Source organism: Enterococcus sp. JNUCC 77, assembly GCF_054819945.1.
On the sequence record NZ_JBTHIG010000001.1, the window covers coordinates 425,470 to 448,819 of the forward strand.

The 23,350-nt window shown below is 36.6% G+C and carries 25 protein-coding genes; 18 read left to right on the forward strand and 7 right to left on the reverse strand.

The features are described 5' to 3' along the window. Nucleotides 1-217 precede the first annotated feature (217 nt). From ACVWNY_RS02225 to ACVWNY_RS02260, 8 genes are all read left to right on the forward strand, one after another. Nucleotides 218-676, forward strand: a complete 459-nt coding sequence (locus ACVWNY_RS02225; RefSeq protein ID WP_218324208.1) for a PTS sugar transporter subunit IIA — start codon at nucleotides 218-220, stop codon at nucleotides 674-676. 22 nt (nucleotides 677-698) lie between these two features. Then, complete coding sequence (locus tag ACVWNY_RS02230; protein ID WP_218324209.1) at nucleotides 699-998, forward strand: PTS sugar transporter subunit IIB; 300 nt, start codon at nucleotides 699-701, stop codon at nucleotides 996-998. Between the two features lie 21 nt (nucleotides 999-1,019). Continuing rightward, a complete protein-coding gene (locus tag ACVWNY_RS02235) occupies nucleotides 1,020-2,414 on the forward strand; it encodes a PTS galactitol transporter subunit IIC (RefSeq protein ID WP_218324210.1) in 1,395 nt (464 codons plus the stop codon). Between the two features lie 27 nt (nucleotides 2,415-2,441). Continuing rightward, nucleotides 2,442-2,705, forward strand: coding sequence for a hypothetical protein (locus tag ACVWNY_RS02240; RefSeq protein ID WP_343214695.1), 264 nt, complete (start codon nucleotides 2,442-2,444; stop codon nucleotides 2,703-2,705). A gap of 14 nt (nucleotides 2,706-2,719) precedes the next feature. Beyond that, entirely contained in the window at nucleotides 2,720-3,472 is a 753-nt protein-coding gene (locus tag ACVWNY_RS02245; protein WP_218324211.1) for a class II aldolase/adducin family protein, read from the forward strand. A 178-nt stretch (nucleotides 3,473-3,650) separates the two neighbouring features. Then, the gene (gene liaX / locus ACVWNY_RS02250; protein WP_218324212.1) at nucleotides 3,651-5,162 is read left to right on the forward strand and encodes a daptomycin-sensing surface protein LiaX; all 1,512 of its coding nucleotides are present in this window, start codon (nucleotides 3,651-3,653) and stop codon (nucleotides 5,160-5,162) included. A 26-nt stretch (nucleotides 5,163-5,188) separates the two neighbouring features. Then, entirely contained in the window at nucleotides 5,189-5,482 is a 294-nt protein-coding gene (locus ACVWNY_RS02255) for a PspC domain-containing protein (protein ID WP_218324213.1), read from the forward strand. Then, a complete protein-coding gene (locus ACVWNY_RS02260) occupies nucleotides 5,482-5,844 on the forward strand; it encodes a phage holin family protein (RefSeq protein WP_218324214.1) in 363 nt (120 codons plus the stop codon). The genes ACVWNY_RS02255 and ACVWNY_RS02260 overlap by 1 nt, the downstream gene beginning before the upstream one ends. Nucleotides 5,845-5,944: 100 nt before the next feature. Here ACVWNY_RS02260 and ACVWNY_RS02265 read toward each other — a convergent pair whose 3' ends face one another. From ACVWNY_RS02265 to ACVWNY_RS02285, 5 genes are read right to left on the reverse strand one after another with little or no spacing between them, the layout of a single operon-like run. After that, a complete protein-coding gene (locus ACVWNY_RS02265) occupies nucleotides 5,945-6,976 on the reverse strand; it encodes a ketopantoate reductase family protein (RefSeq protein WP_218324215.1) in 1,032 nt (343 codons plus the stop codon). A gap of 19 nt (nucleotides 6,977-6,995) precedes the next feature. After that, nucleotides 6,996-8,156 (reverse strand): thiolase family protein, encoded by a 1,161-nt coding sequence (locus ACVWNY_RS02270; RefSeq protein WP_218324216.1) that lies wholly within the window; start codon nucleotides 8,154-8,156, stop codon nucleotides 6,996-6,998. A gap of 12 nt (nucleotides 8,157-8,168) precedes the next feature. Next, nucleotides 8,169-8,816: a 3-oxoacid CoA-transferase subunit B gene (locus ACVWNY_RS02275; RefSeq protein WP_218324217.1), complete on the reverse strand. Its 648-nt coding sequence runs from the start codon at nucleotides 8,814-8,816 to the stop codon at nucleotides 8,169-8,171. After that, nucleotides 8,809-9,468: a CoA transferase subunit A gene (locus ACVWNY_RS02280; RefSeq protein ID WP_218324218.1), complete on the reverse strand. Its 660-nt coding sequence runs from the start codon at nucleotides 9,466-9,468 to the stop codon at nucleotides 8,809-8,811. The genes ACVWNY_RS02275 and ACVWNY_RS02280 overlap by 8 nt, the downstream gene beginning before the upstream one ends. Then, nucleotides 9,461-10,717: an MFS transporter gene (locus ACVWNY_RS02285; protein WP_218324219.1), complete on the reverse strand. Its 1,257-nt coding sequence runs from the start codon at nucleotides 10,715-10,717 to the stop codon at nucleotides 9,461-9,463. Before ACVWNY_RS02285 ends, ACVWNY_RS02280 begins: the two co-directional genes overlap by 8 nt. Nucleotides 10,718-10,940: 223 nt before the next feature. On the opposite strand from ACVWNY_RS02285, the gene ACVWNY_RS02290 reads away from it, so the two are divergent. From ACVWNY_RS02290 to ACVWNY_RS02320, 7 genes are all read left to right on the forward strand, one after another. Beyond that, complete coding sequence (locus ACVWNY_RS02290; protein WP_218324220.1) at nucleotides 10,941-11,528, forward strand: TetR/AcrR family transcriptional regulator; 588 nt, start codon at nucleotides 10,941-10,943, stop codon at nucleotides 11,526-11,528. A 309-nt stretch (nucleotides 11,529-11,837) separates the two neighbouring features. Further along, a complete protein-coding gene (hprK, locus tag ACVWNY_RS02295) occupies nucleotides 11,838-12,776 on the forward strand; it encodes an HPr(Ser) kinase/phosphatase (protein ID WP_218324221.1) in 939 nt (312 codons plus the stop codon). Continuing rightward, nucleotides 12,776-13,609, forward strand: coding sequence for a prolipoprotein diacylglyceryl transferase (lgt, locus tag ACVWNY_RS02300; RefSeq protein WP_454071595.1), 834 nt, complete (start codon nucleotides 12,776-12,778; stop codon nucleotides 13,607-13,609). The genes hprK and lgt overlap by 1 nt, the downstream gene beginning before the upstream one ends. 56 nt (nucleotides 13,610-13,665) lie before the next feature. Next, nucleotides 13,666-14,682 carry an NAD(P)H-dependent glycerol-3-phosphate dehydrogenase gene (locus tag ACVWNY_RS02305; protein ID WP_343214696.1) on the forward strand — a complete coding sequence of 339 codons (1,017 nt, stop codon included), beginning with the start codon at nucleotides 13,666-13,668 and terminating at the stop codon, nucleotides 14,680-14,682. A 19-nt stretch (nucleotides 14,683-14,701) separates the two neighbouring features. Further along, complete coding sequence (galU, locus tag ACVWNY_RS02310; RefSeq protein ID WP_218324224.1) at nucleotides 14,702-15,598, forward strand: UTP--glucose-1-phosphate uridylyltransferase GalU; 897 nt, start codon at nucleotides 14,702-14,704, stop codon at nucleotides 15,596-15,598. A 100-nt stretch (nucleotides 15,599-15,698) separates the two neighbouring features. After that, on the forward strand, nucleotides 15,699-16,127 hold the full coding sequence (locus ACVWNY_RS02315) for a DUF948 domain-containing protein (protein WP_218324225.1): 429 nt from the start codon (nucleotides 15,699-15,701) through the stop codon (nucleotides 16,125-16,127). Between the two features lie 18 nt (nucleotides 16,128-16,145). Continuing rightward, the gene (locus ACVWNY_RS02320) at nucleotides 16,146-16,631 is read left to right on the forward strand and encodes a YtxH domain-containing protein (RefSeq protein WP_218324226.1); all 486 of its coding nucleotides are present in this window, start codon (nucleotides 16,146-16,148) and stop codon (nucleotides 16,629-16,631) included. Between the two features lie 89 nt (nucleotides 16,632-16,720). On the opposite strand, the gene ACVWNY_RS02325 is transcribed toward ACVWNY_RS02320, so the two are convergent. After that, on the reverse strand, nucleotides 16,721-17,821 hold the full coding sequence (locus tag ACVWNY_RS02325; protein WP_218324227.1) for a M24 family metallopeptidase: 1,101 nt from the start codon (nucleotides 17,819-17,821) through the stop codon (nucleotides 16,721-16,723). A 199-nt stretch (nucleotides 17,822-18,020) separates the two neighbouring features. Between ACVWNY_RS02325 and ccpA the strand changes: the two genes are divergently transcribed. From ccpA to ACVWNY_RS02340, 3 genes are all read left to right on the forward strand, one after another. Next, nucleotides 18,021-19,022, forward strand: a complete 1,002-nt coding sequence (gene ccpA / locus ACVWNY_RS02330) for a catabolite control protein A (RefSeq protein WP_218324228.1) — start codon at nucleotides 18,021-18,023, stop codon at nucleotides 19,020-19,022. 55 nt (nucleotides 19,023-19,077) lie between these two features. Next, a complete protein-coding gene (locus tag ACVWNY_RS02335) occupies nucleotides 19,078-19,461 on the forward strand; it encodes an MmcQ/YjbR family DNA-binding protein (RefSeq protein WP_218324229.1) in 384 nt (127 codons plus the stop codon). Nucleotides 19,462-19,554: 93 nt separating this feature from the next. Beyond that, nucleotides 19,555-20,808: a hypothetical protein gene (locus ACVWNY_RS02340; RefSeq protein WP_218324230.1), complete on the forward strand. Its 1,254-nt coding sequence runs from the start codon at nucleotides 19,555-19,557 to the stop codon at nucleotides 20,806-20,808. 57 nt (nucleotides 20,809-20,865) lie between these two features. Here ACVWNY_RS02340 and ACVWNY_RS02345 read toward each other — a convergent pair whose 3' ends face one another. Further along, complete coding sequence (locus ACVWNY_RS02345; RefSeq protein ID WP_218324231.1) at nucleotides 20,866-23,214, reverse strand: transglycosylase domain-containing protein; 2,349 nt, start codon at nucleotides 23,212-23,214, stop codon at nucleotides 20,866-20,868. Nucleotides 23,215-23,350 lie beyond the last annotated feature (136 nt).

The following is a 23,350-nucleotide window of genomic DNA, read 5'->3' on the forward strand; positions in this document are numbered from 1 at the left end:
TTGTTTATGTTTGTTCAACATTAATGTTCAAGTTCATTATAGTCGCTATTATTATTATTTTCAAGCGTTATCACTTGTAAAATTGTTAAACTTTGTTTTAAGAAAGCGTTGACATAAGGCTTTTTTTGTAATATGATTGTTTTGCAAACAAAGTTAAACATTATATCACAAAAGATTAACAATGTTTTTCAAATTATTTCAAAATGGAGGTATTGTAATGGACTATAAAGAAATGTTTGATCCGGCTCTCATTGATTTGGAGATTTCTGCAGCATCTGAAGAAGAAGCTTTTAGTCAAGTAGCAGATCTGCTTAAAGAAAACGGAATGGTTAATGATGATTACTTAACAGGCATTACCAAACGTGAACAAAAATTTCCCACAGGTTTAATTACACAGCATTTAAATATTGGTTTACCACATGCTGATCCTGAGTATGTAAAAAAGCCTTTTGTATTTATTTGTCGATTAAATGAAGATGTTCAATGTCGTCAAATGGGAGACAGCCAAGAAATGAAGGTCAAAAATTTATTTTTCTTGGGTATCAAAGATGGCAAAAATCAAGTTGGCTTGCTTCAAGCCTTTATGAATTTATTTATGGATGAGACTTTTGTTGAAGCTTACCAAAATACAAATTGTCCAGAATCGGTTTATCAATTATTTGTAGAAAATATTTAATAATATATAGGAGGAAGAAACAATGAAGAGAAAATTAATCGTAGCATGTGGTAGTGGAGTAGCAACAAGTCAAACAATTGCTAGTAAAATTGCTAGCAAATTTGAGGATGATGGTATTGATTTCCCAGTGGAAGCAGTGGATTACAAATCGATTCAAAATGAACTACCTTCTGCCGGGATTTATGTGTATGTTGCCCAACCAGATGAAGATGTATTGACAAAAGCAGAGGAATTAGGCGTAAAAGTTTTCCCTGGTATTCCTTTCTTAACAGGTATGGGTGATGCGGATGTCTACAATGAAATACTAGCTCTAATTAAATAAAAAAATAAGGGGGTAACGAATGTGCAGATATTTCAAGATATTATTAATTACATTTTAGGATTAGGTTCGGCAATTTTTGTCCCACTGATTATTTTAGTATTAGGTTTACTGGCTGGAATGAAAATCAAAAAAGCCTTTATGTCAGCTATTACATTGGGTATCGCTTTTACTGGGATGTCGATGGTAATTGCTTTTATGTCAAATGCGGTAAGTCCTGCATCAGAAGCACTAGCTACAAATACTGGTATTAGCCTACCGGCACTTGACTTAGGTTGGACGGGAGCTGCAAGTATTACTTGGTCTTGGACTTATGCTTTTGTCTTTTTTGCAGTGACGATTGGTGTAAATTTTTTACTATTGGTGTTAAATCTTACAAAAACTTTGAACGTAGATATGTGGAACGTTTGGGGTAAAGCCTTAACTGCTTATTTAGTTTATTATGTGTCAGGAAACTTAGTAGCTGGATTTATTACAGCGATTGTTCAAGTTGTTTTAGAGTTGAAGTTAGGAGATATGTTCCAACGTCATATTCAAGATTTAACTGGTATTCCTTTAGTAACAGTGACACATTTTATGACTTCTTCAGCAGTCTTATTGTTGCCTTTTAATATGCTGATGGATAAAATTCCTTTCTTTAATAAACGTTCAGATACCAATGCTTTAAAATCTAAGTTGGGTATTTTTTCTGAGAACTCTGTTATGGGATTCATCATTGGTTTAGGTCTTGGTTTAGCGGCTGCTTACGGTGTATCTGGTTCATTAAATTTGGCGATTCAAGTCGCTACAGCAATGGCGCTATTTCCAATGATTTCAAAAATGTTTATGCAATCTTTGTCTCCTTTAGCAGATGCAATGTCGGAATTTATGAAACGTAAATTTAAAGATAGAGAAGTGTATATCGGATTGGATTGGCCAATTTTGGCAGGTCGTTCTGAAATTTGGGTAACAGCAATCTTGTTAGTTCCTGTATTTATCGGTTACGCCATCATTCTTCCTGGAAATGAAGTATTACCATTGGCAGGTATTATTAACTATGCAATTGCTGTCGGTGGTCTTTTATTAACTGGTGGTAATCTTTTACGGATGTTGGTTTTAGGTGTTATTTCATTACCGATCTATTTATATGCAGCGACGTATCTTGCACCAATACTTACTGGTTTGGCTGAATCAACTGGAGCGGTAGAAGGATTCCGTGAAGGACAATCGATTACTTGGTCATCAATAGAAGGTCCAGAGTTTAGAATCTTTTTTGCAGAAGCATTTAATTTAAATCCAATCGCTATAGCGGGTGTAATCATCTTCCTAGGATTGTTTGTACTTCTTTATAAATATATGAATAAAGTTGCCATCCCAAGTAAACGCTACGAAGAAAGTGGAAAAGATACCAAATTAAATGTCAGTACCACAACAGAATAATCAGGATTGAAGTAAGGAGAGAGAATTGTGAAGCAAATTGAAAGAGAAAAAATGAAGTGGTATGGATTGCTTTTTTTAGCAGTTGTTCTTTTCCTTACTGCAATGGCTACTAAACAAGTGCTATTAAATCTTATTGTGATTGGACTAGCAGTGTATATCTATAAATATGGGAGTCCGATTTTATTTAAAGAATACGATGAAAAACGTAAGAAAAAATTGGAAGAATCTGAAGCTGTGCGAGAAGCTGCAAAAACAGCACTTCAATCAGGTAATCTACTTAGAAAAAAATAATGGAGGAATTATAAATGTCAGATGGACGTATGTTGTTTGAAAGAGAAAGAGAAGATTTGGCAAAAATCGTTAAATTAATTTTTACTAGAAAAAATACAAATGTGGCTGGTGGAAATTTCTCTTTTTTAGCTACAGATGATAATAGAAAAGATTTTATTATTATGACACCAACAATGATGTCAGAAGCTTACTTAGGAGAATTATCAGCGGCTCAAATCTTAGTTGTGGATCCTGATACAAGAGAAGTAGTCAGTGGTGTTGGTAGCTTGACGAGAGAAATCAATATGCATCAGGCAGTTTATGACTCTAATCCAAAGATTAAAGCTGTTTTACATTCTCATGCACCAAATGCAATGTTTTGGGCAACAAGTGGCTTACCTATGCCTAATCTGACTGAAGCTACTCAAAAAGTGGGACCAGTTCCTGTAATGAAGTTTGCACCGAACTGTTCGGAAGAACTAGCTGAAATTACTAGCTCTTATATCAAAGAAAATGATTTACCAGTTCCACATATGTTGTTGTTGGACAGCCATGGTGTATTAATTAATGCGACTGGTGATACTGGAATGATGGCAATTCATAAAGCTTTATCAATATTAGACACTGTCGAGTGGAATGCGGAAATAGCTTATAAACAAGCAGTATTTCAAGCATTGGGAATTACTGATAAATTCCATTCCAAAGGCGAAGATATCGCAGATTTAGCCGACTTAAAGGAAAAAGATGCGATTTATAACCGTGCAAAAATTGCTGCCGGAGGAGACTAATTTTTTAAGTATATAATAGAAGAAACTTGAGATAATTATCTTGAGTTTCTTTTTTTTGTTTAATTTATTAAAGTCTTAGTCAAAGTTCGGCCTTAAGTCCTATGACAAAATTTGCGAAGCGTTGCATAATAAGGATGTAAACAAAATGACTTTAACATTGCTGAAGGAGGCAATTTTTATGAATGAAAGACAACGTATTTTAGACTTAGTTAAAAAAGGGATCATTACAACTGAAGAAGGTTTAGTATTATTAGAAAATATCGCAAAAGATAAAGATGAAGCACAAGTTCAAAAAGAAGCCGATCAAGTAGATTCTTATCATAAAGATCAAGTCGATGATTTGATGGATGAATTTGAAGAGGAATCTCAAGCAGATTTAGAAGCATACTACGATGAGTTAGCGACTGAAGCCAACCAAATTTCTGCCAAAATTGATGAAATCAATCAAGAAAAAGGCGAAGTAAAATCATTATTAGCTGACAAACAGGAAGCTTTATCAGAACTTCACACAAAACAGGACTTCGAAATTTTAATCGAAGGTGATGAAGGTTTGATGGCTGAATTGGAAGCTGAAATTAAAGAGTTGGAAGAACAATTAATTCTCTTGGACAATCAAGAAATAGCCCAAAAAGAAATGCTTAACAGCATTCACGAAGACCAACAAGAAAATCGTCGTTCTCGTCGTAGTCATTTTGATATTCCAGAAGATTTGAAAGAACAAGCGACTGAAACCTTTACTCAAGTCGGTGAAAAACTAGGGGATGCTGGTTTACAATTAGGTCGTTTAATGAAGAAAACTTTCAAAACGATTTCTGACACAGTAGAAGATAATGTTGACTGGAAAGATTTCAACGTCAAAGTTCCAGGTGTCGCTTCAACAAAATTTGAACATCAATTTTTATATACTGAGGTTGAACCAACCTTGATTGACGTGAAGTTAGCCAACGGTAAAGTAATCTTTAAATCATGGGACGATAATGACATCAAAATTGATGCCAAAATTAAACTATATGGTAAGATGAATGAAGCATCACCAATTCAATCATTCATGGAACGTAGTCAGATTGAAGTGGATAATGATCACATTTCATTCCAAGTACCAAACAAACGGGTCCATGCTGAATTAACTTTCTATTTACCAAATCGGACTTACGATCATGTGGCAGTCAAACTATTAAATGGGAACTTTACAGTAGAAGAATTAAATGCAAAAGATGTTTACGCAAAATCAACCAACGGGAACATCACCTTCAAACAAATCAATGCAACAATGTTGGAAATTGAAGGAGTTAACGGCAACATTGAAATTCAAAATGGTGAAATTTTAGACTCGATTATTGAAACAGTAAATGGTACGATTGTTGGGAAAGCAGATGTACAAAATTACGGCATCTCATTAATCAACGGCGATATTAAATTAACCGCTAAAAATGATTCATTGCGCAAAGTTAAAGCTAGTGCGGTGAACGGAACCATCAAAGTTTCTTTACCAACAAACATCGGTTTAGAAGGAATCGCTAAAACAAGCTTTGGGAATATCAATCAACGCTTAAGTGAAGTTGAAGTTGTGCGGGAGAAAAAAGATAAAACCAACCGCCTATTCCAATTCCGTCGCTTAGATGATGCGATGACTCAAATTGATTTAACAACGACAACTGGGAGCATTTTCTTAAAAGATTATGACGCTTAGTTTACTGATAGAAGGAGAAGATTTTTATGGATAAGAAATTACGCAAATCTCGTAATAATGTAGTATTAACCGGGACTTTAGCTGGGATTGCTGAATTTTTCGGGATTGATCCTACGATTGTGCGTGTCATTTATGTATTTTTAAGTTTAGTATTAATTGGTTCACCAATTTTATTATATATTTTATTGGCGATCATTATCCCAGCAGCACCACGCGGTGGGCAATCTTATGGTCACCAAAACCAATATTATGGTGCAAACCAAAAGAAACAACCTAAACAAGCAGAAAAAATTGATGATGATGACTGGAGCGACTTTTAATGACCTACTTGCAGCGCTTAATCGTAAACACGTTAATCTTTATTTCGCTGACGGTGTTATTTCCTAGCCACGTTTTTGTGGCTAGTTTAACCACCGCACTTATAGCGAGTTTCGTGCTATCCTTGTTAAATGCCTTAGTTAAGCCGGTGTTAGTTTTATTATCACTGCCACTAAATATTTTAACTCTTGGATTATTTAGTTTTGTGATTAGCGCTGGAATGTTACAACTGACTTCTAGTATTTTAGGAGCAGCTCGCTTCGGTTTCTCAAGTTTCTGGGCCTCGATTTTAGTCGCAGTCGTGATGGCGATTGTCAATGCGATTGTCTCAGAACGAAATATCGATAAATATACGGATGGCTAGTAATAGCTATCCGTTTTTTTAGCTAGAAATAAAAACTGACGGATATAATGATCATTAACTTTACGTTATTGATCATTATGTTATCCATCAGTTTTTTCTTTTAATAGCGATATTTTGCTAAGATTTTTTCTAAAGCTGGAAGATTCTCCATAGTTGGAACTGTTTTGTTGGCTTCGGCGGTAGTGACGATTCGAATGATTTCATCATTAAAAGGGGTTGCTATTTTTTCTTTTTTACCAAAGAATGTCACAATGCCATTGATTGCATGAATTTCAGTTGGACGGCCTTTTTCTAAGTCCTGCAACATGCTAGCTTTTAATAGCTGTGCTGGTCTGAAACCAGTCTCATAAGTATTGGCTTTTAATAACCTTTCCTGATTATCTTTAAAGCCTAAAGTGTCACGCATGTTTTCACCTTGAGCAGTTGAATATTTAGTAACTCCCCAGGCATCTCCCACACGAATACATTCATTACAAACGTACATAGCATAAACACTGGCAATCGGATCATCTAGTACATCACCAAAAGTACAACCTAAAGCAGCGGATAAGCCGCTATAAGTAGCATTAACTAACAATTTTGCCCAACGCATGCCTGCAAAGTTATCCTCCAAATGGACTTCGCACATATTTTCTAAAATTGTTTTACAGTCTAAGACTTTCTGATCAACTTCGCCATTTAAACGACCCATCGAAAAGCTTAAAGCTGATTCTGGTGTAGTTAATTCGGAAACACCTGGTTCAATCCAAGTCGCGCCCCAGCCAACTGTACACCCAATAACTCTATTTTCACCAAATACTTCAATTAACGCAGGCTCTGGAAAACCATTTTGTAAAGTTAAAATAATCGTATTTTCATTGATATGATTTTTAATAGAAGCAATTGCTGAATCATTGTATACTTGTTTCACTAAAAATATAATCAAGTCATATTCACCGGTGAGCTCTTCTGGTAAGAAAGCTTTGACAGGAACAGTAAATTCCATCGTTCCAGTGATTTTTGCACCATGCTCATTTAAAGCTTTAACATGAGCTTCGTTTACATCAATTAAGTCAACTTGTCTATGCAAAGAGATAAAGGCGCCTAAAATTGTACCTAATGACCCAGTACCCATTACTGCAATTCGTTTCACATTATTCACCTCATCTTCTTTAAATCATTTCGAAAATACCTGCAGCGCCCATGCCTCCACCGATGCACATAGAAACCAGTCCATATTTTCCATCAGTGTCTTCTAAATAACTTAATGCTTTACAGGTCAGGATTGCGCCGGTTGCTCCTAGCGGGTGACCTAAAGCAATTGCACCACCGCGAGGATTCACTTTATTTACATCTAATTCTAATTCACGAATACAGGCTAAAGATTGTGAACCAAAGGCTTCGTTTAATTCAATAATATCCATATCATCTAGAGATAAGCCAGTCCGTTCCATTACTTTAGGAATGGCATAGATTGGTCCTTCACCCATCAGTAGTGCATCTAATCCTGCAACTTGAAAACCAACGAACTTAGCAATTGGTTTAATTCCTTTTTCTTCTGCTACCGAACGTTCCATTAAGATGACAAATGCAGCACCGTCATTTAACGGCGATGAAGTACCTGCAGTCACTGTACCACCATCTTCTTGGAATGCAGGGCCCAAACCAGCTAAGTCATCCAAGGTTAAATTATACCGAATCGACTCATCATCAGAGAAAATATGTGGATTTCCTTCGATATCACCATAAGTAACAGGAATAATTTCCTTTTTGAATAGACCAGCTTCCTGTGCTTTTTGTGCTTTATGATGACTTTCTAAAGCAAACTGATCCATATCTTCGCGATTAACATCATCTTTCACGGCAACATTTTCAGCGGTTAAGCCCATAGAAGCGTACACACCAGGTTTGTTATCCATTACCCAGGGATCAATACCCGCAAATTCAAAGCCCATCGGTACTAAAGACATAGACTCTACACCACCAGCCACGATGATATCTGACTGATTGGCAATGATAGCATTGGCTCCCGTAGCAATTGTTTGTAGACCTGAAGAACAGAAACGATTGACTGTTTGAGCGGAAACGCTATCAGGAATACCAGCTCTTTGTGAAATTACTCGGGCCATATTCATTCCTTGAGATTCTTGTGGCATTGCACAGCCAACAATAATATCATCAATTTCACTAGGATCTAAATTTTCAACTTTTTTTAGTACACCATTTAAAACTTCTGCTGCATATTCAACTGGATGCTCATCAGCGAGTGTTCCTCTTACTGCTTTACCCACAGGTGAACGTCCATATCCAACGATTACTGCTTCTCTTGTCATTATTATACCCTCCTAATTAATTTGATTAATCTTCAAATCTTCAGCGACCTGATAATTTGCTTTAGTTTTTTCTTTAATTTCATCCAAGGTGGTAGTACTGGACATCTCTGTCAAAACAAGACCGGTTGGTGTGACTTCAAAAACACCTAATTCTGTAATAATTTCGCTGACACAGCCAACACCAGTTAGAGGAAATTCACATTCTTCTAAAATTTTTGGTGTCCCTTTCGCTGTATGTTCCATAGCAATGATTACTTTTTTTGCACACGTAACTAGATCCATTGCTCCACCATAGCCAACCACCATTTTTCCGGGAATCTGCCAATTGGCTAAGTTTCCTTTTGAGTCTACTTGCAAAGCACCTAAAACGGTCACATCAACTTTTCCTGAGCGTATTAATCCGAAAGATTCTGCTGAATTAATCAGTTGTCCTCCAGGAGCTACCGAAGCACTGGAACCGCCAGCATCGAAGACATTGGGTGTTGGTGGATTTGTGGCAGCAGCAATGCCGATAATGCCATTTTCAGCTTGGAAAACGACTTTTTTATCTTGACTGATAAACTTTGGTACTAAGGTTGGAATCCCGATGCCTAAGTTCACAATGTCTCCATCTTTAAGACCTTGAGCAACACGATATGCAATAAACGTTCTACTATTCATTTCTAGCACCTACCTTTACGATTGCATCAATATGAATACCTGAAATAGTAACTAATTCAGGATCAATTTCACCAACTTCAACAATACTTTCAGCTTCAACAATCGTATATTTAGCCGCAGGTGGTATCAACTGGGTGAAATTTTTAGTGGAGCCTTCTAAAAAGCAGTTACCGTCTCGGTCGACTTTAGTGGCTCGAACAAAACCAACATCAACCGGTAGCGAATACTCCATTAAATATTCTTTTCCATCAAATATTTTTGTTTCTTTTCCTTCTGCAACGATTGTTCCTACGCCAACTGGAGTATAAAAAGCTGGAATTCCAGCACCAGCACTACGGAGTCTTTCGGCAAAAGTTCCTTGGGGGACCAAGTCTAATTGCTGATGATCAAAAAATATTTCCGCAGATTGGCTGCCTCTCATAAAGGTAGTAGTCAGTTTTTTGCTTCTTTCTTTGATTAGACGCTCCAAATGACGTAAAACCATTCCATTAGGGGCATTTAAAGCGATGTGTAAATCTTTAGCATCACTTCTAGCAAAGAGAAATTTAATCAGTTGAACGGGACAACCTAAGGGACCAAATCCTCCAATGGCAACAGTGTCGCCATCTTTAACAACTTGAACAGCATCTATTGCGCGCATAATCTTACTCAATTCGTTCGACTCCTTCCATTTTGTTGTGTAATTGTTTTGTCATTGTTTTGCCAATTAAGGTGATAATTGTCATACCAGCCATCAAAAATAATACGATATACCATGCAGAACTATAGCTACCAGTCATGTCATAAAATGAAGAACCTAGGATAGGGCCCAGAGCAGCACCAAATGAGCTAGCAACATTTAACTTGCTGACAATTTGACCGTAATCGAGATTACCAAACATTTCAGCCGTTAATAAAGGGATGGTAACAGTTGGCAATGCATTTCCTAAGCCAAACACAATTGCTGACGGAATACCCATTGATGGAATATTGGAGGTTACCAAAATTAAGACAACCCCGAAAAACATGACCATTGAAGCAATGGCTGCACCCGTAAAAGCATTTGTTCGGTCGCAAATTTCGCCTAAGATAAGTTTTCCGACTAATAATGCAGCTGAAGAAAAAGAAATTAGCGAAGCTGCAAAAATTGGCGTGAAACCAATGTCTGTATAATAAGCCGCACCATTTGCATTAAAGATAGTAGAAACAGCGCTATAAAGAATAAATGCAAAGGCCATAATCCAAAATATTGAGGTATGTCTAGCTTGTTTGAAACTTAAACCATTTACAGCTGAGGTGCCTGTATTTTCAACTTGTCCAATTTGTTCAAGATTTTTTTCAGCTGGGCTGTTAGCGATGGTAAATAATATTAACGGTAGCGTAACGATTAAGTTTAAAACAGCAATTAATGCATAACCCCAACGCCAAGAAAATTCTTGAATGATGAAACCCATGACTGGATTTAAAATCATTGATCCCAAACCACTACCTAACATAGCAATTCCCATTGCACGACCTCGTAACTTTGGCCCAAACCAACTATTGATTAAAATTGAGATAGGGATACTAGTTAAACAGACACCATTAAAACCACCAATTACAGCAAAGAAATAAATTACATAAATATTTGGTGCTAAGGCATATCCGATAAAAGCGATAATTTCTAAGACGATAGCGACAGTCATGACTTTTTTAATTTTTACTTTTTGAAATAGTTTTCCTGCGACAAATAACGCGCCTAGCATAGTGACGATTGTTCCAATTGTCATCATTAAAGTTACAGCGGTTCGACTGACACCAAAACTCTCTGAAAGTGGTTGTACAAAAACGCCGACTAAATTAATTCTTGGAGCAAAAACAAAAGCCATGATAACCATACAAGTTAAAACGATGAACCATCCATGATAAATGCTTTTTTTCATTATTTTTCCTTCCTTTCCAAAATGTCAAAAATCTCCTTTCTTTTTTTAAAAATTAAAAAAAATGGACAAAATGTGCTATGATTACTGTAGGGTCTTTTCTTTTTCTTTATTCAATAGTAACGTAAGCGCTTCCAATTGCTTAGAACACTTTTCGTGCAAGTGTCCAGAAGTACACAATTTTTGTCGTTTTGTCCAGAGTGAGAAAATTTTGGGGGATCAAAAAATGAATAAAACCAAAAAGAAGATTCAATACGCTTTTATTAGTTTGTTGTATCAAAAAAATTTTTATGAGATTCGAGTGCCACAAATTATTGATATTGCTGAAATCAGTCGGTCAACATTTTATAATCATTTTGAGGATAAATTTGATGTGCTGGAGACAATCTCGAATGAATTGATTGCGGGCTTTATTGATATCATGTTGCGCCTAAGAAAACGTGGAGAAAGAGTTTTTTTTGAAGAAATAACTAATCACTATTGTGAGCCATATATTGATTACTTTATTTACTTGAATAAACATAAGTTTTATTTTACTGCTTTACTGCCGGGAACCTCAGCAACTAATTTTCAAGAACTTTTAGCAAATAAAATTAATGAAACTCGCCAAGGAACTATTAGTGCTTGGGGAGTAGAGACAAATTATGATGATTTGGAAGTCTACCGTAGAAAAATTTTAGCTAACGCTTACGTAACCATTTTTGAAGAGTGGCTTAAAAGAGGCTGTCGACAATCGCCAGAAGTGATGGGCATAATGTTGACGGATTTTTGGAGTTCGCCATTAATGGTCCCACAGTTTATGGTGACTAAATAATTTAATTTTAACTAGGGCTTTTTAAGTGTTTAACAATATAAAGATTAAAAACAGAATATCCGAATTATTTATGGTCGAAGTGCTTAAATTTACAAGTATCACTTCTTTCTAGATAATTCGGATGTTTTGTTGTTTTAAAATAAAAATTGTCCAAAAGAAAAATATAGTAGTATAACTTCAATGGAAAATATTAAAAAACAGTAGTAAAGAGTACTTATTTAGAGATTTTCACTAGAAACAGTCAAAATCTAGTAAGGAGTAAGATAAAATGATAAAATATAGCAGTAAGTCGTAGAAAAGAGGTAAACAATGTCTGAAATTGTAAAAGTAAAAGAATTGGTAGACAATTTGTCATTAGAAGTGGTCACCGGTAATGCTGCTAGTTTGGAACGAATCGTAACCAATAGTGATATTTCGCGACCCGGTCTGGAGTTGACAGGGTACTTTAGTTATTATTCTCATGATCGTCTGCAATTATTTGGAAATAAAGAAATTACTTTCGCTGAGCGAATGATTCCTGAAGAACGCTTGATGGTGATGCGTCGTCTGTGTACAGATGATACACCCGCATTTATTATTTCTCGGGATTTAACAGCATCAAAAGAAATGATTCAAGCAGCCGATGAACATAATATTCCCGTTTTAAAATCAAAAATAGGTACTTCCCGGCTACTTGGAGAAATCGCTAGCTTTTTAAGTGGTCGCTTGGCTGCTAGAACCAGTGTTCACGGCGTATTAGTCGATGTTTATGGTCTAGGTGTATTGATTCAAGGAGATAGCGGTATCGGAAAAAGTGAAACTGCCTTAGAATTAGTCAAACGTGGTCATCGTTTAATTGCTGATGATCGAGTGGATGTTTATCAACAAGATGAATTAAACTTAATCGGTGAACCACCAGGGATTTTGCAGCATTTAATCGAAATTCGTGGCATCGGCATTATTGATGTGATGGATTTGTTTGGTGCAAGTGCCGTTCGTGGTGAAATGCCGGTTCAATTAGTAGTTTATTTAGAAAATTGGTCAAAAGACAAAACTTATGATCGCTTAGGCTCAGATAATACTGAAGTTGAGATTGCTGATGTTAAAGTACCACGAATTAAAATTCCGGTAAAAACTGGACGAAATGTGGCGATTATTATTGAAGTAGCTGCGATGAATTTCCGAGCGAAAAATATGGGTTATGATGCAACCAAAACCTTTGAAGATCGTTTATCAAGATTAATTGATGAAAATTCGGGTGAGAAATAATGGACGGCTATTTAAATCGGACAGCGTTTACTATATTTGGTTTACCGATTTATTGGTATGCAATTTTAATCGTTTCGGGAATTGCGATTGCTTTATGGTTATCCACTAGAGAAGCACCGCGAGTCGGTTTGAAATCAGATGATTTTTCAAACTTTTTATTGTTTGCATTACCGATTGCGATTATTGGTGCCCGTCTTTATTATGTGTTGTTTGATTTACCGATGTATTTGGCGGATCCGATTCAGATTTTTAATACTCGCGGCGGAGGACTAGCAGTTTACGGGGGCTTATTAGCTGCGGGGATATTTTTAATCTTTTATACACGCCATCATTTTATTAACTCTTGGCTCTTTTTAGATGTGGTGGCACCTGGTGTGATTTTGGCACAGGGGATTGGCCGCTGGGGAAACTTTTTAAACCATGAAGCCTATGGTGGAGAGACCACCCGCAGTTTTTTAGAAGGTCTCCATCTGCCAGAATTTATCATTAATAATATGTACATTGATGGTGCATATCGTCAACCAACTTTTCTTTATGAATCGCTGTGGTGTTTCTTAGGGTTTATTTTAATCATTATTATCCGAAAGAAAACCAACATTTTTAAGGTTGGGGAAATCTTTTTGAGTTATGTTATCTGGTATAGTTTCGAACGTTTCTTTGTAGAAGGTTTACGCACAGATAGTCTGTATTTCTTTGATACACAACTACGAGTATCGCAAATTTTATCATTAGTTTTATTTGTTGGCGGCATTGCTTTAGTCATTTATCGTAGGAAAAAAGTGCAGCCTAAAACCTATCTCAGAAACTTAGGGACTAATCAATCTTTCATATAAAAATAGTTGATTATGTTAAAATAAGGGTAGAAAAATTATGAATGGAGGAAACTTGTGTGAAACAAAAAGTTGCCGTTTTAGGCCCTGGTTCATGGGGGACTGCCTTGGCGCAAGTATTAGCTGAGAATGGTCATGATGTGCATATTTGGGGTGACAACCAAGCACAAATGGATGAGATTAACACGTATCACACGAACCGTCATTATTTACCAGATCTAAAAATTCCTGACAGCATTGTCGCTGAGAAGAGTTTAGCTGATGCCGTCAAAGATGTGGATGCAGTTTTATTTGTAGTACCAACTAAAGCCATTCGTGTTGTTGCTCGTGAATTTAATCAAGTGGTGAAAAATCAACCAGTGATTATCCATGCCAGTAAAGGCTTGGAACAAGGCAGTCATAAACGAATTTCAGAGGTTTTAGCAGAAGAAATCGCTCCAGAAAATCGTCAAGGAATAGTTGTTTTATCTGGACCAAGTCATGCTGAAGAAGTAGCGGTTCATGATATTACGACAATTACAGCTGCGAGTGACGAGGAAAACTTAGCGAAATACGTCCAAAAATTATTTATGAATGATTATTTCCGAATTTATACTAATACAGATGTGGTTGGCGTTGAAACTGGCGCGGCATTAAAAAATATTATTGCCATCGGTGCTGGTGCTTTAGCTGGTTTAAATTATGGCGATAATGCCAAAGCCGCAATTATGACTCGTGGCTTAGCAGAAATCAGTCGTTTAGGCGTGGCAATGGGTGCTAATCCATTAACTTTTATCGGTTTAAGCGGTGTTGGTGATTTGATTGTGACTGGAACATCGGTTCACTCGAGAAACTGGCGAGCTGGTAATCTATTAGGTAAAGGCCATAAATTGGATGAAGTATTAGAAAATATGGGTATGGTGGTTGAAGGTGTTTCGACAACGAAAGCTGCCAAGGAATTATCAGAAAGCTTAGGCGTTGATATGCCTATCACTGAAACAATTTATGATGTTTTATACAATGGAAAAGAAGTGCGCCAAGCTTGTAACGATTTAATGACACGGGAGGGCACTTTCGAAAATGAATTTACACTATAATTTATCAGGAGGCCCCATTATGCAAGTAAAAAAAGCAGTTATCCCTGCTGCGGGTTTAGGAACAAGATTCTTACCAGCAACTAAAGCAATGGCTAAAGAAATGTTGCCGATTGTTGATAAACCAACGATTCAATTTATCGTAGAAGAAGCTTTAAGCTCTGGAATTGAAGACATTTTAATCGTTACAGGAAAAGCCAAACGTCCGATTGAGGATCATTTTGATGCCAACATCGAATTGGAAACCAATCTAAAATCAAAAGGCAAAACAGATCTTTTAAAATTGGTGGAAGAAACTACCGATGTGAATCTACATTTTATTCGTCAATCTCATCCTAAAGGTTTAGGTCATGCAGTCTTGCAAGCCAAAGCTTTTGTCGGCAATGAACCATTTGTTGTGATGTTAGGTGATGACTTGATGGAAAGTGAGGTTCCTTTAACCAAACAGTTGATGAATGATTATGAAACAACTCATGCTTCAACAATTGCAGTGATGCAGGTTCCTCAAGAAGAGACTTCAAAATATGGAATCATTAATCCTGAAGGACAAGTGGAAAAAGGCTTGTACAATGTTAAGAATTTTGTAGAAAAACCAAAAGCTGATGAAGCTCCAAGTAACTTAGCGATAATCGGACGTTATTTGTTAACACCAGAAATCTTTGAAGTTTTAGAAAATCAAGCACCTGGTGCTGGTGATGAAATTCAATTAACTGATGCCATTGATAATTTGAATAAAACACAACGGGTTTTTGCTAGAGAATTTACCGGCAAACGTTTTGATGTTGGTGATAAATTTGGTTTCATGACTACTAGTATCGAATATGGTTTGAAACATCCAGAAATCAAAGACAAGTTGAGAGAATACATTATTGAACTTGGTCAAGAATTAGCGCCTAACGAAAATAAAAAATCAGAGTAAAACAATTGAAGTCTCCTTTTCTAAATAATGAAAGGGGGATTTTTTGTTTATATCTTAAAGTAAATGGTATAATAATGGATAATAAGTAAGGGGTGATGTCATGAGTCTAGGAGGAATTGCAGCAATCATCGCAGCTTTGGCGTTTGTTGTATTGGTGATTTATTTAGTGAAGGTCTTAAATCAAGTAGCCGGTACCGTGTCTAAAGTTGACGACACCGTCAAGGAAGCCAATAATACGATCGACGTATTAACAAAAGATGTTGATTTGCTGATGGTTCAAGTTGAAGGGCTTTTGGTGAAAAGTAATACGTTGTTAAACGATATCAACGGTAAGGTTGAAACGATTGATCCATTATTTACCGCAGTCGCAGATTTAAGTGAGACCGTTTCTGATTTGAATTTATCTAGTCGTCATTTAGTAGATAAATTTGCAGATGTAGGAAAAACAACCGCTAAAGCAACTGTTGCTGGAAAAGTGGGTAGTGCGACTTTAAAATTTTTCAAAAAACGTAATCAAACAGTTAAATAAAAATTGGAGGGATTTACTATGGCAAAAAAAGGACATTTTTGGGCAGGTGCGATTCTTGGTGGTGCAGCCGCTGCAGCCGTTGCTCTTTTATTAGCACCAAAATCAGGGCGTGAATTAAGAGATGATTTAGCGAAAAAAGCTGATGATTTTATGGACTTAGCGAGTGATTATACAGATGATTTTGTTTTGAAAACAAATGAATTTGGTGAAGTCGTAAAAGAACAAGCCAGCAATTTAAAAGATAAAGTAAGCGATACTGCTGATGACATGCAAGATGCAGCTGATGACTTATCTGACAGCTTGAAACAACAAAGTGAAGACTTGTCAGATCGTTTTCGCAAAGCAGCTAGTGAAGCAGCAGATACCGCCGATATTGTGATTAATGCTGATGAAATGGAACGAGAAGTTGCTGAAGAAGATGAAGTATTGAGTGATGAAGATCCAGCACCGCTAGAAGATTTAAAAGAATTAAAAGAAGATTTGGAAGAAAACAATCCAGAATAATTTTTCTAAAGAAAAAGAGGTCGAGAAAAAATTTCTCAACCTCTTTTTTAGTACTTGGATTGGTAAACAAACTAGGTCTACCAATTTTTTTAAAGAATGATTAATTCTTTAGAAGTTTGGGTAAATGGAATACAACCATCTTTAGTAACATAAACGCAGTCTTCAATCCGCACGCCGACATCATCAGGTAAATAAATGCCCGGTTCTAGAGAGAAGCACATACCTTCTTTGATTTCCATATCATTGCCGCCAACAATTGATGGGAATTCATGGATCGTCGTACCAATGCCATGACCTAAACGGTGATTAAAGTATTCGCCATAACCAGCGTCTTCAATCACATCGCGGGCAATTTTATCTAATTGAGCGGCAGTAATCCCTGGTTTTACGGCAGCTTGCGCTTTTAATTGTGCTTCTAAAACAAGGTCATAAATTTTCTTAATATGATCGGTTGGTTCGCCACAAGCAACTGTTCTAGTGGCATCGCTACAATAACCGTTAACGATAGTTCCAAGATCAAATAAAACTAATTCATTTTGTTTCACTGTATTTTTACCTGGTGAACCATGAGGATTTGCAGCATTTGCTCCCGCTAAAACTTCAGTTGGAAAGGACATTTGCTTGATTCCTTGTTTTTTCAACTCGTATTCGATTTCGGCTACGATTGATTCTTCCGTTGCACCAGCCTTGACCATCTTAAAACCAATTTCAAAAGCTAAATCCGCACTGCGACCAGCTTCGACTAATTTGTCGCATTCTTCTTTAGTTTTATAAAGTTGTAATTGTTGAATCATCGGCGTTAAATCAGCTGAAAAATCAGCATTGCCAAAAGCTTCAACTAAAATTAAATACCGATCTAAAACTAGTTGGCCTTTTTCCAAAGCCACTTTTTTTACATCGCCATAGCGTTTTTTGATCTCTGCGATAATAATCTTCCAAGGGTCTTCACTGTCTAAATATCCTACTACATCAAAGGGCCAGCTACTTGCCTTAGCACTTTCAACTTCTAATCCCGGAGCAAATAAGAAAGGATCTTTTTCCAGCGGAATGAAAAGAGCAAGCACCCGTTCCATCGGATTGCTTTCAAATCCTGAGAAATAGCCAATATGGGCTGGATCTGAAATATAGGCTAAATCAACTTGATTGGCGGCCATCCATTTGCGTAATTCTGAAACTTTTTCTTGATTCATTACATATCCTTCTTTCTGTTAAGCTTAAAGCTATTGTATCACTTGTTCATTTTATTGAAAAATAAAAATGATAAAACGCTTACATTTTTAAAAAGATTCTAGTGTAAAACGGTTGCAATAATCATGACAGCGTGCTATTATCTTTTAGAAATGTAAATGATATTTTCAGAAAACACGAAACAGAACAGGAGAAATATAAATGGAAAAACAAACAATTACAATTTACGACGTTGCTCGTGAAGCCAATGTCTCAATGGCGACCGTCTCTCGGGTCGTAAATGGCAACCCAAATGTAAAACCAACCACTAGAAAAAAAGTTTTAGAGGTGATTGATCGTTTAGATTATCGACCAAATGCCGTTGCGCGTGGTTTAGCAAGTAAAAAAACAACTACAGTCGGCGTCATTATTCCTGATGTGAGCAACATGTTCTTTGCTTCATTAGCACGCGGAATCGATGATATTGCGACCATGTACAAATACAATATTATTTTAGCTAATTCAGATGGCGAAACCCAAAAAGAAGTCAATGTATTAAACAATTTATTAGCAAAACAAGTAGATGGTGTGATTTTCATGGGACACCGTATCACTGATGAAATCAGAGCTGAATTTTCTCGCTCAAAAACACCGATTGTTTTAGCTGGTTCGATTGATCCAGATGTACAAGTAGGTAGTGTTAATATTGATTATCGTCAAGCGACAAAAGAAGCCGTTGATCTTTTAGCAAGTCATGGCAATGAAAAAATCGCTTTTGTCAGTGGCGCTTTAATTGATCCAATTAACGGACAAGACCGGATGAGCGGATATAAAGAAGCTTTAGAAAACCACAAATTAAAATACAGCGAAGGTTTAATTTTTGAAGCGCCGTACAGCTTTAAAGAAGGTTTAGCTTTAACAGACCGTATTTTAAACAGTGGTGCAACAGCGGCATATTTAACCGATGATGAATTAGCGATTGGCTTATTAGATGGTTTAATCGACAAAGGTATCAAAGTACCAGAAGAATTTGAAATTGTGACTTCGAACGATTCATTATTAACTGACGTGGCTCGCCCTCGTTTAACTAGTGTGACTCAACCACTTTATGATATCGGTGCGGTTGCTATGCGTTTATTAACTAAAATGATGAATAAAGAAGATTTAGAAGAAAAAACAATTATCTTACCTCACAGTATTTATGAAAAAGGTTCAACAAAATAAAAATTTTAGACCGGTTCTTTTTGAATCGGTCTTTTTTTAGATAAGGAGAATAAAGATGGACAACATATCTATTCAAAAAAGAATTGATCATTTTCAAGCTTACGGCAATCAGCTAAAAGGAGCGAAGGTTTATTTTCGAGAAGATTGGGGTACCATTTATTTTGATTTATTAGGAAAACAGTTTGGTATGATGAGTCCTGAAGCAAGTCCTGAAGCATTGATTACCTTAAAAAACTTACCTGAAAAAAATGAAGAATTGCGGGAACTTTATCCTGGAATGATTATTCCTGGCTATTACGCTAATAAAAAACATTGGAATTCAATCAAGTTAGCTGTGGAAGAGATAAGCGATTCTGAAATCGAAGCAATGATCGCCCGTTCTTATGATTTGGTGTTAAAGAAATTAACAAAGAAACAACAAGCAGAGATTTTGGAATAAATAATTAATCTTTTTAAAACAAATATTGTATAATTATAATGGTAGCGCTTAATCAGCTACGGCTTATCTAAAATTTATAAAGGAGATGAGAGAATGAACAAGGGTTTTAAGAAGTTATTATGGTTGGTTTTACCGGTTTTTTTAGGAATATTTGCGATTAGTTTAACGAATCAAGCAGATGCTGCCAGTAGTGGACAACAAAATATTTATCGTTTGTACAATCCTAACAGTGGCGAACATTTCTATACTTCAAACACCAGTGAAAGATGGGGATTAGTTCGAGCGGGCTGGCATAATGAAGGAATCGGCTGGGTAGCACCAGAAAAAAGTGATTCCCCGGTTTACCGTTTGTATAATCAGAATGCAGGGGATCATCATTATACGTTGAGCGCCAGTGAACGAGATGGTTTAGTTAACGCAGGCTGGAAAGCTGAAGGAGTCAATTGGTATTCTGATGATGCGAAAACAGCCCCCGTTTATCGGGCTTATAATCCTAATGCAGTAGCAGGATCTCATAACTATACAACTAGCAGCAGTGAACAAAATCATATTGTCTCGGTTGGTTGGAAAGATGAAGGTCATGGTTGGTATGCAATCAGTGCCACAGGAAGTGAACCTTCTGTACCAATCACACAAGATGATGGATATGTTTCCATTGAAGCGGTTATGAATTTGTCTGGTACCGGCGGTTATCATTCTAAAGTGATGATTAATTCAAAAGGTGGCGGGACAGTAGCTTCATTTGGGATTCAAGTTGATCCAGATAATGCTCGTTTTCCCAATCAGCCAGCCTATTTGTTGGAAAATATAAAAAGTAATGCAGCTGAAGCCGGTCCTGTAGGAAAAGAATATTTATTTATTCAACAAGCAGCTTTAAATCAAGATATTAAAGTTCGTTTGTCATGGTATCCAGATCAAACTTTGAAAGGCTATGTCAATGATGTTCAAATAGTTGAAACTAAAGCCAATTTAACTGGACCATTTACCTTTGGTGCAGAAGCTAGTGTTAGAAAACGTGATGAAAGTGTTGACGCCTATTTGAAAGATGTCACAGTCAAGGCAGGTAATCCGAATGACGTTAATCATTTAGGTATTATCAAAGCAGCTAAAGACGGCTGGAACAATGATGATTTTAATTTCTTTGGTTTACGAGCTGATTTGATTAAAGAAGGGACAGTTCATAATAGTAATGACGCCTTTACGACAAATGACGCAAAATTATACAAACCAAGTTTCAGAATTCATGGAACTGCCAATATCGCACCAGGCTATGATTGGGATACTTCTTTCCAATTGCCAGGTGGACATCCATTATCAGGTTTAGCAATGGTTGCGCAGAAACAATAAAAAAAGCTGGGGAGTAAGGTTTGAAATGACCTTACTTCCCAGTTTTTTTGCTTATTTTTATTCATCATCATCTTCATCGTCAGAGGAATTGTTACCTTTATTGTCCCAATAATTTTTATAATTGGCATCGGTGCCGCCAATCCCAAATTTATAAGTATTGTCTGCGGGACCACCAGTTGCCCAAAGGGAGGTAGTGTCACCGCCGGGAACAGAAATATTTTTCCCTTCAAAGGCAACTTTACCTTCTTTCAAACCAGTAAATTCACTGACTTTCTCTTTTTTAACACTGTCATCTAATTCAAATTTTTCCTTCGGATCAAATAATGACGGCGCGACAGAGTAAATCTGGTTAGCCAGATAAGCCATATAAGTGGCTGTTCTATTTCCAGTACCATCAGCCATCGCTGAGTTATCATCTTTTCCTGTCCAGCTACCTAAAGTTAATGAAGGAGATGAAACAATTAGCCAATTATCCGCAGAATCATCTGCTGTACCGGTTTTACCCACCCAATCGACGGAAGCCAAAGTATTATTTGTACTATATAAAATAGATTTAAATGGTGTTGTTTCTTGTTCATCAATAACGGAACGCATCATGTCATTCATAATTGAAGCCGTTGCTTTTGAAAATACTTCGGTTCCTTTTGATTCATGTTCATATAAAGTTTTACCATTTGCATTGGTAATCGAATCAATCAGGTAACCTTCTTGATAAACCCCTTCATTGGCTAAGGTTTGGAAGCCGTTGACCTCGGTTAAAGTAGAAACACCGGTCGTTCCTAGGGCCGCAGATTCTAAGCCCCAGCTGCTAGCTTCTGGGAAGTTCATTTTAGATAAATACGTATCGTAGACGTAGCTAGTTGAACCTTTTTGCGTCAATATATCTTGATATAAATGATAGGCTGAAATATTTGAAGATTGTACAATAGCGTCTCGGGCTGTTAAGAAAGTTCTTGTCCCGTTGTTAGTCGCATTTTTTAATCGCTTGCCATTGTTTTTGCCTTCTTGATAAGTCGTTGGATAATCAGAAATACGACTTTCTGAACCAATTAAGCCTTGATCAATTGCTGGTCCGTAAACTAATAAAGGTTTGATGGAAGAAGCAGCTTGACGAGAAGTATCGAAAGCATGATTTAGTTGATTAGTGCTATAATCCCGACTGCCAATAAAGCCATAGATTTTTCCGGTTTTATTATCCATCAAAACTGAGCCAGTCTCGACAGTGACTCCTGAGCCATCATCTAAATAAGAACCGTAAGAAGTAACACTTTGTTGCATCGCATCATAAATATTTCGGTTAATCGTGGAATTAATGGTTAAACCTTGATTTTGAATACTTAAAGTTGCTTGTTCAACATAGCGATTGCTGACAGATTCATTTTCAAAATCAGCATCACTGACGCCATCTTTTTTAGCTGCTTCTTTTGCCAATAAGTTAATTGCTTCATTATAGACGGTGTAATATAAGAAGCCATGTTCATCAACAGTTAATTCTCCTTGTGGCAAGAAATCATTGGAGATGTCATAATTCACAGCTTTTTCATAGCGGTCTTTACTAATCGCACCTTCGCGATACATATTGAATAAGACATTTCTTTGTCGCTCGATACCCAATGAATAGTCATCTTTTAGTTCACCGGTATTGGTGTAGGGACTGTATACGATTGGACTTTGAGGCAGGCCAGCAATAAAAGCAGATTGGGCTAACGATAAATCTTTGGCATCGACACCAAAAATTCCTTGGGCAGCCTCTTCTACGCCAGCAATATTTTGTCCTTTATTATTACGACCAAATGGAGAAATGTTTAGGTAAGCCGTTAAGATTTCATCTTTGCTTAAATATTTTTCAACATCCATGGCTAATAAAATTTCATTGGCTTTTCGTTTAAAAGATGTTTCGCTGGTTAACACTTGCTGTTTTACTAACTGTTGTGTCAAAGTTGAGCCACCAGACCCTGAGCCTAGACCAGTAACTTCACCTAATAGTGCACGAATAACTGCTTTTGGAACGACTCCTTTATGCTTGTAAAAGTATTCATCTTCAGTCGCTACAATGGCTTTCTTGACCCATGGAGAAATTTCGTCTCCGTCGACTTTTTGCCGGATAGGATCAGTATTTATGGTAGCAATGTTTTGACCGTCATCATATTTTAAAAGAGAGCCTTCATTTACATTCGAGATGTCTTGTCGGACATCGGTCTTGGTTAATGAGGAGGTGCCTTCGACTAAATTAGCGAAATAACCGACGCCAATTCCCAAAGCCAGCATGCCAGCTAAGAAAAGGACGGTAGTAAAACCTAGCAGCAAAGATTTCACAACGCTTATCGATACGTTAAGAAAAAAACTGCCACCTAATCTTTGCGGATTTTTCTTTTTTATCTTTTTTGGATTTTTCTTTGAAACCAAAGATTTCACCTCGTTAAATTCATTTCAATCACCAGTGAATTATAGCAAAGTCTTTACATGTTTCACAAGCGCTTGACAGTTTTGTAACACAAACTTCAAATAAATCCAGTCAAAATGAAATTTTAAGCTTTTATTT

What these genes read in the sequence shown, in the direction of transcription:
- ACVWNY_RS02325 (WP_218324227.1), bottom strand. Translation starts at nt 17,821, where the DNA reads ATGAATCAAGAAAAAGTTTCAGAATTACGCAAATGGATGGCCGCCAAT.
- liaX (WP_218324212.1), top strand. Translation starts at nt 3,651, where the DNA reads ATGAATGAAAGACAACGTATTTTAGACTTAGTTAAAAAAGGGATCATT.
- ACVWNY_RS02245 (WP_218324211.1), top strand. Translation starts at nt 2,720, where the DNA reads ATGTCAGATGGACGTATGTTGTTTGAAAGAGAAAGAGAAGATTTGGCA.
- ACVWNY_RS02230 (WP_218324209.1), top strand. Translation starts at nt 699, where the DNA reads ATGAAGAGAAAATTAATCGTAGCATGTGGTAGTGGAGTAGCAACAAGT.
- ACVWNY_RS02285 (WP_218324219.1), bottom strand. Translation starts at nt 10,717, where the DNA reads ATGAAAAAAAGCATTTATCATGGATGGTTCATCGTTTTAACTTGTATG.
- ACVWNY_RS02340 (WP_218324230.1), top strand. Translation starts at nt 19,555, where the DNA reads ATGAACAAGGGTTTTAAGAAGTTATTATGGTTGGTTTTACCGGTTTTT.
- ACVWNY_RS02290 (WP_218324220.1), top strand. Translation starts at nt 10,941, where the DNA reads ATGAATAAAACCAAAAAGAAGATTCAATACGCTTTTATTAGTTTGTTG.
- ACVWNY_RS02335 (WP_218324229.1), top strand. Translation starts at nt 19,078, where the DNA reads ATGGACAACATATCTATTCAAAAAAGAATTGATCATTTTCAAGCTTAC.
- hprK (WP_218324221.1), top strand. Translation starts at nt 11,838, where the DNA reads ATGTCTGAAATTGTAAAAGTAAAAGAATTGGTAGACAATTTGTCATTA.
- ACVWNY_RS02320 (WP_218324226.1), top strand. Translation starts at nt 16,146, where the DNA reads ATGGCAAAAAAAGGACATTTTTGGGCAGGTGCGATTCTTGGTGGTGCA.
- ACVWNY_RS02255 (WP_218324213.1), top strand. Translation starts at nt 5,189, where the DNA reads ATGGATAAGAAATTACGCAAATCTCGTAATAATGTAGTATTAACCGGG.
- ACVWNY_RS02260 (WP_218324214.1), top strand. Translation starts at nt 5,482, where the DNA reads ATGACCTACTTGCAGCGCTTAATCGTAAACACGTTAATCTTTATTTCG.
- lgt (WP_454071595.1), top strand. Translation starts at nt 12,776, where the DNA reads ATGGACGGCTATTTAAATCGGACAGCGTTTACTATATTTGGTTTACCG.
- ACVWNY_RS02315 (WP_218324225.1), top strand. Translation starts at nt 15,699, where the DNA reads ATGAGTCTAGGAGGAATTGCAGCAATCATCGCAGCTTTGGCGTTTGTT.
- galU (WP_218324224.1), top strand. Translation starts at nt 14,702, where the DNA reads ATGCAAGTAAAAAAAGCAGTTATCCCTGCTGCGGGTTTAGGAACAAGA.
- ACVWNY_RS02225 (WP_218324208.1), top strand. Translation starts at nt 218, where the DNA reads ATGGACTATAAAGAAATGTTTGATCCGGCTCTCATTGATTTGGAGATT.
- ccpA (WP_218324228.1), top strand. Translation starts at nt 18,021, where the DNA reads ATGGAAAAACAAACAATTACAATTTACGACGTTGCTCGTGAAGCCAAT.
- ACVWNY_RS02275 (WP_218324217.1), bottom strand. Translation starts at nt 8,816, where the DNA reads ATGAATAGTAGAACGTTTATTGCATATCGTGTTGCTCAAGGTCTTAAA.
- ACVWNY_RS02270 (WP_218324216.1), bottom strand. Translation starts at nt 8,156, where the DNA reads ATGACAAGAGAAGCAGTAATCGTTGGATATGGACGTTCACCTGTGGGT.